The sequence below is a fragment of the Pseudarthrobacter sp. NPDC058329 genome, from assembly GCF_042879835.1.
In the GTDB taxonomy this organism is placed as follows: domain Bacteria; phylum Actinomycetota; class Actinomycetes; order Actinomycetales; family Micrococcaceae; genus Arthrobacter.
Map to the genome: position 1 here is coordinate 223703 of NZ_JBHVZR010000004.1, position 14059 is coordinate 237761.

At 66.0% G+C, this 14059-nt stretch carries 15 protein-coding genes; 10 read left to right on the plus strand and 5 right to left on the minus strand.

What is annotated here, in order from left to right:
• Positions 1-4 precede the first annotated feature (4 nt).
• Genes ACFVYC_RS08460 through ACFVYC_RS08470 form a run of 3 tightly spaced genes read left to right on the plus strand, consistent with a single transcriptional unit; the run spans position 5 to position 2850 of the window.
• A complete protein-coding gene (locus ACFVYC_RS08460; RefSeq protein WP_387548920.1) occupies positions 5-1012 on the plus strand; it encodes an ABC transporter permease in 1008 nt (335 codons plus the stop codon).
• Positions 1005-2054, plus strand: coding sequence for an iron chelate uptake ABC transporter family permease subunit (locus ACFVYC_RS08465; protein ID WP_387548922.1), 1050 nt, complete (start codon positions 1005-1007; stop codon positions 2052-2054). The genes ACFVYC_RS08460 and ACFVYC_RS08465 overlap by 8 nt, the downstream gene beginning before the upstream one ends.
• A 37-nt stretch (positions 2055-2091) precedes the next feature.
• The gene (locus tag ACFVYC_RS08470) at positions 2092-2850 is read left to right on the plus strand and encodes an ABC transporter ATP-binding protein (protein ID WP_387548924.1); all 759 of its coding nucleotides are present in this window, start codon (positions 2092-2094) and stop codon (positions 2848-2850) included.
• 94 nt (positions 2851-2944) lie between these two features.
• Here the strand turns inward: ACFVYC_RS08470 and ACFVYC_RS08475 are convergent, their stop codons facing one another.
• The 3 genes from ACFVYC_RS08475 to rraA form a co-directional block, all read right to left on the minus strand.
• On the minus strand, positions 2945-4384 hold the full coding sequence (locus ACFVYC_RS08475; protein WP_387548926.1) for a sugar porter family MFS transporter: 1440 nt from the start codon (positions 4382-4384) through the stop codon (positions 2945-2947).
• 220 nt (positions 4385-4604) lie between these two features.
• Positions 4605-6257, minus strand: coding sequence for an MDR family MFS transporter (locus ACFVYC_RS08480; protein WP_387548927.1), 1653 nt, complete (start codon positions 6255-6257; stop codon positions 4605-4607).
• 103 nt (positions 6258-6360) lie between these two features.
• Positions 6361-6846, minus strand: coding sequence for a ribonuclease E activity regulator RraA (gene rraA, locus ACFVYC_RS08485; protein WP_387548929.1), 486 nt, complete (start codon positions 6844-6846; stop codon positions 6361-6363).
• A gap of 126 nt (positions 6847-6972) precedes the next feature.
• Between rraA and ACFVYC_RS08490 the strand changes: the two genes are divergently transcribed.
• The 5 genes from ACFVYC_RS08490 (at position 6973) to ACFVYC_RS08510 (ending at position 11494) form a co-directional block, all read left to right on the plus strand.
• On the plus strand, positions 6973-8250 hold the full coding sequence (locus ACFVYC_RS08490) for an MFS transporter (RefSeq protein WP_387548931.1): 1278 nt from the start codon (positions 6973-6975) through the stop codon (positions 8248-8250).
• Between the two features lie 138 nt (positions 8251-8388).
• Positions 8389-8997, plus strand: coding sequence for a TetR family transcriptional regulator (locus ACFVYC_RS08495; protein WP_387548933.1), 609 nt, complete (start codon positions 8389-8391; stop codon positions 8995-8997).
• Positions 8998-9275: 278 nt separating this feature from the next.
• Positions 9276-10475, plus strand: a complete 1200-nt coding sequence (locus ACFVYC_RS08500; RefSeq protein WP_387548935.1) for an NADP-dependent malic enzyme — start codon at positions 9276-9278, stop codon at positions 10473-10475.
• A gap of 100 nt (positions 10476-10575) precedes the next feature.
• A complete protein-coding gene (locus tag ACFVYC_RS08505) occupies positions 10576-11079 on the plus strand; it encodes a DUF456 domain-containing protein (protein WP_387548937.1) in 504 nt (167 codons plus the stop codon).
• 40 nt (positions 11080-11119) lie between these two features.
• Positions 11120-11494: a nuclear transport factor 2 family protein gene (locus ACFVYC_RS08510; protein ID WP_387548938.1), complete on the plus strand. Its 375-nt coding sequence runs from the start codon at positions 11120-11122 to the stop codon at positions 11492-11494.
• 1 nt (position 11495) lies between these two features.
• Here the strand turns inward: ACFVYC_RS08510 and ACFVYC_RS08515 are convergent, their stop codons facing one another.
• On the minus strand, positions 11496-11702 hold the full coding sequence (locus tag ACFVYC_RS08515) for a hypothetical protein (protein ID WP_387548940.1): 207 nt from the start codon (positions 11700-11702) through the stop codon (positions 11496-11498).
• Between the two features lie 153 nt (positions 11703-11855).
• Between ACFVYC_RS08515 and ACFVYC_RS08520 the strand changes: the two genes are divergently transcribed.
• On the plus strand, positions 11856-12833 hold the full coding sequence (locus ACFVYC_RS08520; protein WP_387548942.1) for a hypothetical protein: 978 nt from the start codon (positions 11856-11858) through the stop codon (positions 12831-12833).
• A gap of 9 nt (positions 12834-12842) precedes the next feature.
• On the opposite strand, the gene ACFVYC_RS08525 is transcribed toward ACFVYC_RS08520, so the two are convergent.
• A complete protein-coding gene (locus ACFVYC_RS08525) occupies positions 12843-13496 on the minus strand; it encodes a LysE family translocator (RefSeq protein ID WP_387548944.1) in 654 nt (217 codons plus the stop codon).
• A 105-nt stretch (positions 13497-13601) separates the two neighbouring features.
• Between ACFVYC_RS08525 and ACFVYC_RS08530 the strand changes: the two genes are divergently transcribed.
• Positions 13602-14057 (plus strand): Lrp/AsnC family transcriptional regulator, encoded by a 456-nt coding sequence (locus ACFVYC_RS08530; RefSeq protein ID WP_387548946.1) that lies wholly within the window; start codon positions 13602-13604, stop codon positions 14055-14057.
• Positions 14058-14059: the final 2 nt, after the last annotated feature.

The following is a 14059-nucleotide window of genomic DNA, read 5'->3' on the forward strand; positions in this document are numbered from 1 at the left end:
CACCATGACCGCCACCGCCGTGCGCCCCGTTGCGCCGGCAACCCGCAGCCAGGCCCGCCACGGCGCAGGCCTGGCTGCGGGCGCTGCCGCCGTCCTTGCCCTCGCCGCCGTGAGCATGTTTGTGGGCGTCAGCGACGTCTCCCTGCCGGCTCTCCTGGCGGGCGACCCGGCCACGGTGGAGGTCTTCTGGATTTCCCGCGTTCCACGGACCCTCGCAGTGCTGCTCGCAGGCATGGCGGTTGCCGTCGCAGGCCTGATCATGCAGCTCATGGCCAGGAACCGCTTCGTGGAGCCCTCCACGGTGGGGACGGTTGAATCCGCCACCCTGGGAATCCTGGTGGTCACCGTCTTCGCCCCGCAGGCCCCGGTGCTGGCCAAGATGCTGGTGGCCAGCGCCTTTGCACTGCTGGGAACTGCGCTCTTCCTGGCCATCCTGCGGCGGCTGCCGGCCCGCAACACCCTGCTCATCCCGCTGGTGGGAATCATGCTGGGCGGTGTCATCGCTGCCGTCACCACGTTCTTCGCCTACCGCTACGACCTGCTGCAGACCCTGAGCAACTGGATGATCGGCGACTTCTCCGGCGTCCTTCGCGGCCGGTACGAGCTCCTATGGATCGTCGCCGGCCTGATGCTGCTGGGCCTGCTCGCCGCAGACCGGTTTACCGTGGCCGGCATGGGCCAGGACTTCACCACCAACCTTGGCCTGAACTACGGCCGGACCATGCGGCTGGGACTGATCATCGTCTCGCTGATTTCTGCGGTGGTGGTGACCACCGTGGGTGCCGTTCCCTTCCTGGGGCTGGTGGTGCCCAACATCGTGTCCCTCATTTTTGGCGACAACCTTCGCCGCGCCGTGCCCTGGACCGCCCTGTTCGGCGCCGCGTTCGTGCTGGCCTGCGACATCATCGGCCGCACCATCCGCTACCCCTACGAGGTCCCCGTGGGAATGGTGATGTCCGTGCTGGGCGCCGTACTCTTCCTCGTCCTGATCCTGAGGAAGCGCAATGCCTAGTAGCACCACGCTGCTGCCGCCCACCAACGAATCCGCCCACCCCAAGAGTCCGACGGCGGGTGTGCAGCAAAGGCTCAAGGCCGCCGTCCGCAGCGCCTCACCGCGCCTCGTGGCGGGCATCCTGCTCGCGGCGACTGCCGCCGTCGTCTGCCTCTTCCTGTTCTTCGACCTCAAGGGCAACGTGGGGTACATCCTGCCGCGCCGCGCCATCAAGCTGGCCGCAATGCTGCTGGTGGCGGTGGCTGTGGGCGTGTCCACGCTGCTGTTCCAGACCGTGACCGCCAACCGGATCCTCACGCCGTCCATCATGGGGTTCGACTCGTTGTACATCCTGGTGCAGACTGCCATGGCGTTCACGCTTGGTGCCGCCGCGGTGGTGGCCGCCCCGCCCACACTACAGTTCGGCGTCGAAGTGCTGTTGATGGTGGCGTTCAGCGCGCTGCTCTACCGCTGGATGTTCACTGGTGCCACCCGCTCCCTCCATCTGCTTCTGCTGGTGGGCGTCATCCTTGGCAGCCTGTTCCGCGGCCTCTCCTCGCTGCTCCAGCGGCTGATGGAGCCGAGCGAGTTCATCATCCTCCAGGACCTGTTCTTCGCGAGTTTCAACAACGTGGACCCGGCGCTGCTGGCCGTCTCGGCGGTCATGGTTGCTGTTGTCTGTGCCGTTGTATGGCGGTCCCGCCACACACTCGACGTCCTGGCGCTGGGCCGGGACGTCGCCATCAACGTGGGTGTGGACCACCGGAAAGTGGTGATGCGCGTACTGCTCGGGTGCTCGTTGCTGGTGGCGGTGTCCACGGCACTGGTGGGGCCAGTGACATTCTTCGGGCTACTGGTGGTGAGCCTTGGCTACCAGCTGTGCCGCGGCTTCAGCCATGCCTGGCTGCTGCCCATCGTGGTGCTGATCGGCGCCGTGGCCCTGGTGGGCGGCCAGCTGCTCCTGGAGAAGGTGTTCGGCTTCGGCACCGCCCTGAGCGTGGTCATCGAATTCGCGGGCGGCATCCTGTTCCTGTATCTCCTTCTGAAAGGCTCCCTGAAATGACCTGCCCCCTTCCCCGCACCGGAACGGGAGTCCGGCCGTGATCGACGTCCGCAACGTCTCCAAGAGTTATGGTGGCCAGGCCGTCCTCGACGACGTCAGCTGCATGATCCCGCAAGGCGGCATCACCTCCATCATTGGTCCCAATGGAGCGGGAAAATCCACCCTGCTCTCGCTGATCAGCCGGCTGCAGCCGCTTGAGGCCGGGGCCGTCTCCGTGGCCGGGCTGGACATCGCTTCCACAGACAGCCGGGAACTGGCCAGGACCATGGCCATCCTGCGGCAGGAGAACCACCTGACCATGCGCCTGACGGTGCGGGACCTTGTGGCCTTCGGCAGGTTCCCCCACTCCGGCGGCCGGCCCACGGTGGAGGACCTCGGCAAGGTGGAGGAGGCCATCGCGCACCTCGACCTGACCCGCATGGCGGACAAGTTCGTGGACGAACTCTCCGGCGGCCAGCGCCAGCGTGCATTCATCGCCATGGTGCTGGCGCAGGACACGCAGTATCTGCTGCTCGATGAGCCCCTGAACAACCTGGACATGAAGCACTCGGTGGAGATGATGCGGCTCCTGCGCCGGCTGGCCGACGAGTTCGGCAAGACAATCGTCCTGGTGGTCCACGACATCAACTTCGCGTCCTGCTACTCGGATACCATCCTGGCCATGAAGGACGGGCGGCTGGTGCACCAGGGCAGCCCGCGGCAGATCATGCAGCAGGCCATGCTCCGCGACGTGTACGACATCGACATCCGCATCGAGGACATCGACGGCAACCGGATCGGCGTCTACTTCGCCTGACCTGCCGCGCAGGCCGGACCGGTAAAGCGCAAACCCCCGCCCACGGAAAGTGAGCGGGGGTTTATGCGTTCCCGCAGGAAGTGGGAGGGCGTTGCTAGCCCTTCTTGGAGCCCTTCGCCACGAACAGGGTCTCCGCCTGCTCCAGCGACATGCCATTGGTCTCGGGCACCTTGAACATTACAAAGAAGAATGACGCCGCCGCGAACAGTGCGTACATGGCGTACGTCAGCGGCAGTGAACCGGCGGCCATGACCGGGAAGCTCAGCGTGATGGCAAAGTTCGCCACCCACTGCGCGGCAGCAGCCAGGCCGAGGGCCCGGGCGCGGATCCGGGACGGGAAGATCTCGCCGAGGAGCACCCACACCAGCGGCCCCCAGGACGCGCCGAAGCTGACCACAAAAACGTTCGCGGCCACCAAGGCAACCGGACCCCAGGCGCCCGGCAGGGGAATTTCTTCGCCGGAACCAACAGCCGTGGAGAATGCCAGGGCCATGGCGCCCAGGGATACGGCCATACCCACTGAGCCCGCCAGCAGGATGGGACGCCGTCCGATGCGGTCCACCAGTGCGATGGCTACAAGGGTGACCAGGATGTTGGTGATGGAGGTGGCCACCGAGATGGTGAGCGAGTCCTTTTCCTGGAATCCCACCGCCTTCCACAGCGTGGTGGAGTAGTAGAAGATCACGTTGATGCCCACGAACTGCTGCAGGACGGACAGGATGATGCCCACCCAGACAACCGCCTGCAGGCCAAAGGTCCTGCCGCGCAGCGAGCCCTTCTGGCCGGCGACCTTGTCTTCCTCGATGGCCTCACGGATCTCGCGGATGTGCCGGTCGGTGTCCTCAGCCGGGGCGATCGAATCGAACACCCTGCGGGCCTCGTCCTCCTTGCCCAGGAACACGAGGAAGCGGGGGGATTCGGGAAGGGTGTAGGCCACCCAGCCGTACACCACGGCGGGCACCGCTGCGGCCAGGAACATCCAGCGCCAGGCCTCGATCCCCAGCCAGAACGCCTGGCCGGCCCCTCCCGCGCTGGTGGCGAAGAGCGCATCGGACAGCAGCGCGGCGAAGATACCCGTGGTGATGGCAAGCTGCTGCAGCGATGCCAGGCGGCCACGGACTTTGCGCGGCGAGATTTCAGAGATGTACGCCGGGGCAATCACCGAGGCCAGGCCGATCCCCAGCCCGCCCACAAGGCGCCAAAAGATCAGGTCCCCGACGCTGAAGGCGAACCCTGTGCCAAGGGCGCTGACCAGGAAGAGCAGCGCACCCAGCTTCATGGCAGGGATGCGGCCGTAGCGGTCGGCAACCTTGCCGGCCAGGTAGGCTCCGGCTGCACAGCCCAGCAGGGCAATGGCCACGGCGAAGCCCGTAACAGCCTCGGACAACGCAAACTCATCCTTCATGGCGTCCACTGCGCCGTTCACCACGGACGAATCGAAACCGAACAGGAATCCGCCCACCGCACCTGCAAGTGCCAGCCAGATCACCCGCCGCGGTATCTGGGCGGTTGTCTGCTCCTGGGCAGTGGGCATGGTGCTCCCTTGGTCTGGGGTTTGGATGGATGCGGTGCGGACGTCGTCGGCTGCGGAACCGGCCACTGGGCCGGCGCACACGCGCTGTACAGTGTTCCACGCCACGGCGCACGGTTTCCAGTCGGGCGGTGCCGGGCGCCTTCCTGCCCGGCGCACCGGAAGATGCCGACGACGGCGGAAGGGTCCCGCCGTCGTCGGCCTCAGAACCGGGCAGCGAAGGTCAGTGCACCACGGCCGGCTCCTGCGGAACCGCCTTGGAGTCGGTGAGCTTCTTGTTCGGCAGCGCGAAGCTGATCAGGAAGGCGATGCCGGTGAGCACTGCTGCGGTGAGCATGACGGTGTCGATGGCGTACGCGAAACCCTCGGTGATGGGCCGGGTCAGCGTGCTGTTGGCCGTGTGGAGCCAGCTGGTGTCATTGAGGGATTCGTTGGATGCCCCGTTCCGGAAGAACTCATACAGCTTCGCGTTGGCGGGGTCCGCCGCTACCGCGGGGTCCTGAAGGACCGCCTGGTAATCGGCATTTCCCAGGGCGGTCCTCATGGTGTCTGCGATCCGGCCGGCGGCCAGGCTGAACAGCATGGAGATGAACACAGCAGTTCCCACGGCGCCGCCCATGGAACGGAAGAACGCGGCGGAGGAGGTGCCCACGCCCATGTCCCGGCGCGGCACGGACACCTGCATGGCAAGCGTGAGCGGCTGCATGCAGAAGCCCAGGCCCATGCCGAAGAACACCGCGATCAGTCCCGGAACCCACAGGGCCGTGTCCACGCCCAGGGACAGTCCCATCACCAGGGCCGCAGCCGTGAGGATGGCCGTGCCCATGATGGGGAAGATCCGGTAGGTGCCGGAGGCGGAGATGGTGCGGCCGGCCGTGATGGAGCCGCTGAGGATGCCGATGGTGAAGGTGATCATCATCAGGCCGGCCTCTGTGGGTGTGAGGCCCTTGACCAGCTGCAGGTACATCGGGAGCATGGCGATGGCTCCAAACATGCCGATGCCGATGATGAAGTTCAGCAGCGACGACAGGCCGAACGTGGCGTTCCGGAAGAGCCGCAGCGGGATCAGCGCGTAGTCCCCGGCGCGCTTCTCGGCGAGCAGGAACCCGATGATGCCCACAATGCCCAGGCCGTAGCAGAGGAAGGAGTTCAGGGATGCCCAGCCCCAGCTGCGGCCCTGCTCCGCCACCAGCAGCAGCGGCACGATAGCCAGGGTGATGGCCGCAGCACCCCAGTAGTCGATCTTCTGCTTCACGTGCTTGGCCGGCAGGTGCAGGAACAGGAACACCACAGCCAGGGCGGCCAGGCCGATGGGCAGGTTGATGAAGAACACCCAGCGCCAGCCCTCGAAGCCGAGGATGTTGGCGGAGCCGGCAAACGCACCGCCCACTACGGGGCCCAGCACCGAGGAGATGCCGAACACGGACATAAAGTAGCCCTGGTATTTGGCCCGTTCCTTCAGGGGCACGATGTCGCCGATGATGGTCAGGGCGAGGGCCAGCAGGCCGCCGGCACCCAGCCCCTGGACGCCACGGGCCAGGGCCAGTTCGGTCATGGAGTGGACGGATCCGGCGTACAGGGATCCCGCCAGGAAGATCACGATGGCCGTCAGGTACAGCGGGCGGCGGCCGAAGATGTCGCTCAGCTTGCCGTACAGCGGGGTGCTGACGGTGGATGTGATGAGGTACGCGGTGGTGGCCCAGGCCTGGAGGGAGAGCCCGTCGAGGTCGTTGGCGATGGTGTAGATGGAAGTGGACACGATGGTCTGGTCCAGCGATGCCAGGAACATGCCCAGCATCAGGCCCACCATCACGGTGACAATTTGGCGCTTCGTCAGGGTTTCTCCTGCGGCGCGCACGGCAGTGGGTTTGGACATAAGTGCTCCAGGGAAAGGGAAATCCACGATAGTTGCTTTCAGTAACTATCGTACGCCCCTGCCCATTCCCCGGAACCGAAAGTTCGTCCAAGCGGGCGGGTGGTCAGCGCTCCACGAGGATGCCGTCCGGGTCGCACCAGATCATCGCCCCGGTCCTTATGGTCACGCCGTCGATCTCCACGTCCACATCAACTTCGCCGGCACCAGCCTTGGCGCTCTTGCGCGGGTTGCTGCCCAATGCCTTGACTCCGAGGTCCAGTTGGGCGATAGCTTTGCGGTCCCGGATGGCCCCATTGATCACGACGCCGGCCCAGCCGTTCGCCACGGCGCTTTCGGCGATCATGTCCCCCATCAGGGCAGTCCCCAGCGAACCGCCGCCGTCCACCACCAGCACATTGCCGTTGCCGGGGGTTGCGAGCGTGGATTTCACCAGGGCGTTGTCCTGGAAGCAGCGGATGGTCCGCGCCTGTCCGCTGAAGTGGGAACGGCCGCCCAGGGACTGGAACTGCAGTGACACCGAGCCCAATTCGTCGCCGCGCTCGTCATAGAGATCGGCCGTGTTGATGGCAGGGGTGGAAGCAGCGTTCATGTGGTTCTCCTTCGAGCCTCGGAATGCCGCGCACTCGCAACTGCCCCGGCGTGCGGCACAGACGCCGGGCAAGGCCCACGATAGTCTGATTTCCAGCATCAGCACCTGCCCCGGGGGGAACCAGCCATGAGCCTGTCCAACACACCGGTCCCGCCGGACGTTCCGCGGACCACGACTGCTGCGCTCGCCGAACCGACGCAGAAGGTCACGGCGCGCTGGGTAACCGGGCTGGTGCTGGTCAATGTTGGCATTAACGCCGCGTTCTTCGGACCCATCAACATCTTTATCGCCCAGCAGGCCATTGGCATCGACGAAGCCAACAAGGAAGCCATCGCCTCCCTCGTACTTGGGTGCGGGGCCGCCGTATCCCTGGTGGCCAATCCGCTCTTCGGTGCGCTGTCCGACCGAACGGTCTCAGGTTTCGGCCGGCGTTCCCCCTGGGTCCTGGCGGGTGCCATCCTGGCCACCGCAGCGTTGCTGGCAATGTCCGGGGCCACGGCTGTTGCCCTGATGGTCCTGTTCTGGTGCCTGGTCCAGCTGGGCGCCAACGCGGCCTACGCGGCCATCACCGCAGCCATTCCGGACCGCGTTCCGGTGCTGCAGCGCGGCGGCGTGGGGGGACTGGCTGCCCTGGGGCAAACGGCGGGGATCCTCCTTGGCGCGGTCTTCGGGGCGGTAGTTTCCGGGAACTTCATGGTGGGATACGCCATGTGTGCGGCCGCCCTGTTGTTCTCCGTGCTGCCGTACCTGTTCCACCGAAATGACCCGCCGCTGCCCAGGGAGCTCCGCCCGCCGTTCTCGTGGGGCAATTTCCTCCGCGGCTTCTGGATCAGCCCGGCCCGCCACCCGGACTTCGCGTGGGCGTGGCTCACCCGCTTCCTGGTCAACGTCTGCAACCAGCTGACCATTGTGTACCTGATCTTTTTCCTCGCGGACGTCATCAAGCATGAGAACCCAGCGCTGGGGGTCCTGACCCTTACCGGCATTTATGCGGTGTTGGTGATGATTACTGCGGTGATCGCGGGGCCGTGGAGCGACCGGGTGGGCAAGCGCAAGCCATTCGTGATCGCCTCTTCCGTCATGATCGCCATGGCAGGCCTCACCATGGCGTTCTTCCCCGTGTGGACCGGCGCCCTGATTGGGGCCGGCATCCTGGGCATCGGCTACGGCGCCTACCAGGCCGTTGACTTCGCCCTGCTGACGCAGGTGCTCCCGCAGGCCGCGGACCGAGGCAAGGATATGGGAGTCATTAACGTGGCCGCCTCGCTGCCGCAAGTGTTCGCAACGGGCCTCGCTTTCCTCGCGGTGACGCAATTCGGCGGGTACGGCACACTCTTCTCCATGGCCGCCATCATCGGCCTGCTCGGCGCTGTCTTCGTGGTCAAAATCAAGAGCGTGGCCTGACTTTCGAACGGCCCGTCACTAAGGCAGCTGACAAGTTACGCTGCAGTACGGTGCCGTATAGTTGAACCGGATTGCAGGCGGTCCGGGATGGGGACGCTCACGGCTGCTGCACCATAGGATCACAACCCCGGAATACAGATGCCTGAGACCTTTCCAGACCATCCGCCCATGGCCGCCGTGCCCTCCGCTCCACGCCAGCGGCTCCGCTATGCGCGCATCCTCGATGCTGCCGCCGGCTTCGCCCGGAAGGGCCTGGACGCAGTGGAACTGCCCGAGGTGGCCGCCAGGGCTGACGTGCCCCCGGGCACGCTGTACCGCTACTTCCCCACCAGCACCCACCTGATGCTGGCTCTCTACCGCCACCAGCTTGGAGAGCTGCAGGTGGCCCGCAGCACCAGTGCGGCGCGGTTCCGTGGCAGGGCGCTGGGCGGTTTGGTGATGGAGATCTTCCACATGAGGGTGATGCAGCCAGCCGTCGAGCAGTGCTTGAGCCGAGGCGTCTACCTTCCGGACCGGGACACTACGGCCCTCCTGCGCGACATCGACGCTCTCAGCGAAAAACTGGTGTCCAATGCCTCCGGTGATGCCACCGCGGCCAGGGTCCTTTTGTTGACGGTCACTGGTCTGGTCCAGTCCGTCCGGAACCGCCGCCTTTCCCTTTTCGAGGCTGAGGAAGACCTCAAGAAGGCCTGCACGCGCCTCGCTCCGGCCGCCGGGGGCAGCTACACACTCCACCAAAGCGCGTAATCGGTCTAGACCAATAATGGATTAAATCGGGCTTATTGCCGTGGCGTGGGTCACAGATGCGCCTGGATAAACGTTTTGGCACCATTTCCAACCGTCAAACTGCACCGGAAGCCCGCTTCCCGCCGCCTACCATGGTCGAAACGGAGCAGCAGGGCCCATCCCCGAGCTCCCACGGACCCGCCACCCCAGGGTATTCCGCCGCACCACTTCCGTTCAGGCCTGTTTGGGCCTGATCCCTACGTGCCGTGTGCCCACGGCGAGCACCAGGAGACAACGACGTGTCCATTGACGCAATTGCAGCCACCGACAATTCCGCAGCCACGGCGCTAAGCGAAACCGAGATCTTTGATGCCCACCAGGGCGGCAAGCTCTCCATCGCCAGCACCGTTCCGTTGTCCAACAAGCGTGACCTGTCCATCGCCTACACTCCGGGTGTGGCGGAGGTCAGCCGGGCAATCCATGCCAGGCCGGAGTTGGCCCGAACCCTCACCTGGGCCGAGCGCCTGGTAGTCGTGGTCAGCGACGGCACCGCCGTCCTGGGTCTGGGGAACATCGGAGCCAGCGCCTCACTGCCCGTCATGGAGGGCAAGTCCGCCCTGTTCAAGACCTTCGGCGACCTGGACTCCATTCCGCTCGTACTCAACACCACGGACGTGGACGAGATCGTGGAAACCCTTGTCCGCCTGCGCCCCAGCTTCGGCGCGGTCAACCTCGAGGACATCTCCGCGCCCCGCTGCTTCGAGCTGGAGGAAAAGCTCATCGAGGCCCTGGACTGCCCGGTGATGCACGATGACCAGCACGGTACCGCCGTCGTTGCCCTCGCCGCGCTGACCAATGCGGCCAAGGTGACCGGCCGTAAACTGGAAAGCCTTCGTGTTGTGGTCTCCGGTGCAGGCGCAGCCGGCATCGCCGTCGCCGAAATCCTGCTGGCCGCCGGTATCACCGACGTGGTCCTGCTGGACTCCCGCGGCATCATCAACGCCAGCCGCCAGGATCTCGCCACGGACACTGCCAGCAAGAAGGCCGACATCGCCGGCCGCAGCAACCCCCGCGGCATCAACGGCGGCCCTGCCGAGGCGCTGGCCGGGGCCGACGTCTTCATCGGCGTCTCCTCCTCGAAGCTGGACGAGGAGCACCTGGCCCTGATGAACCAGGACGCCATCGTGTTCGCCCTCTCCAACCCCGATCCCGAGGTCCTGCCCGAGGTCGCCGTGAAGTACGCCGCCGTGGTGGCCACCGGCCGCAGCGATTTCCCCAACCAGATCAATAACGTGCTGGCTTTCCCTGGCATCTTCCGCGGCGCCCTGGACGCCGGCGCCCGGCGCATCACCCCTGCCATGAAGCTTGCCGCTGCCTACGCCATCGCCGAGCTCGCAGCAGAGGACCTCTCGGCTAGCTACATCGTGCCCAGCCCCCTCGATCCCCGGGTGGCTCCCGCCGTGACCGCCGCTGTCGCCGCTGCGGTGGAGGCCGGGTAGCAGCCCTGCGCTTTCTTAGAATTACGACGGCGGTGGCTCCCCTCGCGCGGGAGGCACCGCCGTCGCAGTCCAAACGGGCCCCAACCATAGACTGGGGATCATGAACTCCGAAACCGTGGTGACCGTCCTGTGCGGCCTGGCAATTCTGGTAGGCGTGGCAGGCACCGTGATCCCGGTACTTCCGGGCAGCATCCTGATTGGTGCCAGCCTGCTGGCCTGGGCCATTTGGGGCGGAGCCGGCGCCGCGGGCTGGGTGGTGTTCGCGATTGCCATGGTGTTTGTGGTTGCGGGCATGGCCGCCAGTGCAGTCCTCACGGGTAGGAAGCTTAAGGAACACGCGATACCCAGCCGAAGCATCGTGGTGGCACTGGTCACGGGAGTGGTGGGAATGTTCATCATTCCCGTGGTGGGGCTATTCGTCGGTTTCGCGGCCGGCCTGCTGCTCAGCGAATTCCTCCGCACGCGGAACATCGGCACGGCGACGACCTCCAGCTGGGCAGCCCTCAAAGCCACCGGACTGGGTATGCTCGCCGAGTTCGGGCTGGCCTGCCTGGCCACCAGCACCTGGGTGATCGGCGTGTGGGTCGCCGCCGCCAACGGGTAAGGCCCTTGCGGCCCCCTGCGGAGGGGCGTAGAACGGCACCATGACTGAGCGAACTTTAGCCCGCGAGCACGTGCAGGCCTGGATGGACAATTACCAGGCCGCCTGGGCCAGCAACCGGCCCGAGGACATCGGCGCCCTCTTTACCGACGACGCCCGGTACGAAACCCGGCCCCATGACCCCCACGCGTGGCAGGGGCGCGAAGGCATCGTGGACGGCTGGCTCGCAGCCCGTGATGAACCCGGTGACTGGACCTTCAGCTGGGAACTGCTGGGCGCGGACGGCGACACCGCGTTTATCCAGGCCGTCACCATCTATTCGGGCGACCGGCCCACCTACGACAACCTCTGGGTCCTGCGGCTGGACCCCGCCGGGAGGGCCGCCGCCTTCACCGAGTGGTTTATGGAACGGGGCTGAGCTAGAGGCCCAGCCCGCCCAGCTTGTCCCCGAGGCCGCCCGGAAGCTTTCCCAGCAATTCCGCAGGATTGATGCCCAGCTTGGACAGCAGGTCGGCGTGCTGGTCAGTGTCCACCTGCTCCGGCAGTTCGGACTCCGCCTGGGCGGCCTTGTCATTCTCCCCCTGGTGCCTGAGGAGCTCGAGGATCTGGGACTTGTCGATGTGCACGGCGTTCTCCTTGCTGATGTCGGAACTGCCAAGGGTACTTACCAGCCTCGCGGAAATTTCCTGCCGGAACAAGGCCCAGGTTGGCCCGGCATCGTGGTGCGCGGGGCAGTGCGGGATCGCCCGGCTGCCAGGGGTCCCGGTTAGCATGGAAAGATGACGCCCGGGGACTCCGCACCGATCTATTGGGACCGCCGCGACCTCACACCCTTTGGCCAACCCCAGCTGCGCACGCCGGTCCATGACCTTGCCGGGGGAGTGGGCAGCCTGCTCACCGGCGTGCTCGGTGGGCGCCACCCGGCACTGCTCTCCGTGGACGGCGAGATTCCCCGGCTGAAACGGATGCCGCCCAAGCCCGCCAAAGCCGTGCACGAGGCGGTTTTCACCAGCCGCCAGCCCGAGCAGCTGATCACACTGGCACGCGCCTACCCCGGATGGGCCGGGCTCTGCTACCTCATGGCCGGCCTGCTGGTCTACAAGCAGGGCGGCTACCTGCGCGCATCGGAACTTCTCCAGCGCGGGCTCACTACCAGGAATGAGGATGAAGCCAACCGCTATTCGTCCACCTACCTCACCAGGATCGTCACGCACATCGAACTGGCCGAGCGCGTGGAGATCCCCGTCCTGTTCAGCGAGGAATCGGTGTTCCTGGCTCTGGCGCACTCCTTGCGGGAGACCGGGCGCACGGAGGCGGCGCTGGACGCGCTCACCGGGCTGCCGCCATCGCTCCCCATGGCTTTGGCGCGCTGCTCCCTGGCGCTGACCCTCGGCCGGAGCCGGACAGTGATCGACTGGACCGACGGCCTGCTCAACGCGGACGATCTCTCTGCAGCCCTTCTGATTGTGCGGGCACGGGCCCTGCGGCGTGAGGGCCGGCTGGATGCAGCGAACCAGGCACTGGCAGAGGTCCTGCGCCGGCGGAAGACGCACCTGACCCTGCGAAATGACGCCCTGACGGACCGGGCGCTGCTGCTCCTCGACTCCAGCCGGAGGTCGCTGAACCCAAGGGACTGGGGGCGGCGGCACGAGGACCCGGTGCCACAGCGGGAGATCGCAGCGCCCGTGCCCATCCGCAAGGACGAGGAAATGCGACGGATTTGGGAGCAGGACTGGAAGAAACTCAGCGACGATTAGGTTGTCCGGCTAGGCGCCGGCAACCTGCTCTCCGTTGAAAAGCGGCAGGAGTTGTTCGCCGAGCAGTACGGCACCCAGCACCACCATGATCACCCCGCTGGCCAGCGTCACCGCCCGGGCGGCGCCAGGCCGGCTCTGCAGCAGGGTGCGGGACAGCAGCGCGACGGCGGTGTACACCAGGCCGGCGAGCAGCACAAACGTCATCCCCAGCACGCCGGACTGGACCGGGACGGGCAGGGCGGCCTCCGCGCTCACAAACTGGGGTACGAGTGCCACGTAGAACAACAGGCCCTTGGGGTTGATGCCGCTGGTTCCCATGCCCTGCAGGAAGGTGCGGAGCCGTGTACCGTCGTCGCTGCCGGTACCTGCCGAGAAGCTGGCACCGCGCCAGGACCGAAGCGTGCTCACACCCAGCCACATCAGGTACCCGGCACCGGCCAGGGTGAGCCAGCCCAGGACGCCGGGCATTCCCGTAAGAAGTGCGGCAAGCCCCGCCACCAGCAGGACCGTGTGGAGGACATACCCGCCGCAAAGCCCGGCCACTGCCGGCACAAAGCTCCGCGCCCTAAGCCCGGCTGCAATGGAGTACGCCCAGTCCACTCCGGGCGTGCAGGCAAGGGCTGCGGCCACCAGCACAAAGGCGAAAAACAGCTCGGGGTTCATAGTTTCTCCTGCCGTGGGGTCCGTCAGGAGAAACCTTAGATACTTTCACCCAAGAAGTGCTGTCCTATTTCGCGCATGGAGCGGCTTCGGCGATAAGATTTTTGCGTGATCGACCATATTGATCGAAATATTTTGCGCCACCTTAAAGTTGATGGCCGGATGACCGCCACGGCGCTCGCCGGAAAGGTCGGTCTGACCGTTGCTCCGTGCCATCGGCGGCTGCGCGACCTGGAGCAGTCGGGCGTGATCCGGGGCTACCGCGCGGACATCGATCCCTCTGCCGTCGGCCTGGGGTTCGAGGCGATTGTGTTCGTGACCCTCCGCCAGGTGGACCGCTCCACGATGGAGGTCTTTGAGGACCGGGTCGCGGAGAATCCCAACATCGTGGAGGCCCAGCGGCTGTTCGGGTCGCCCGACTACCTGCTGAAGGTTATCGCCGAGGACCTGCCTGCCTACCAGCGCTTCTACGACGCCGAACTCACGTCACTGCCCGGGGTTGAGCGGCTGACCTCAACCCTGGTCATGAAAAACCTGAAGTCAAACGCCGGCCCGCCCGTGTAGGC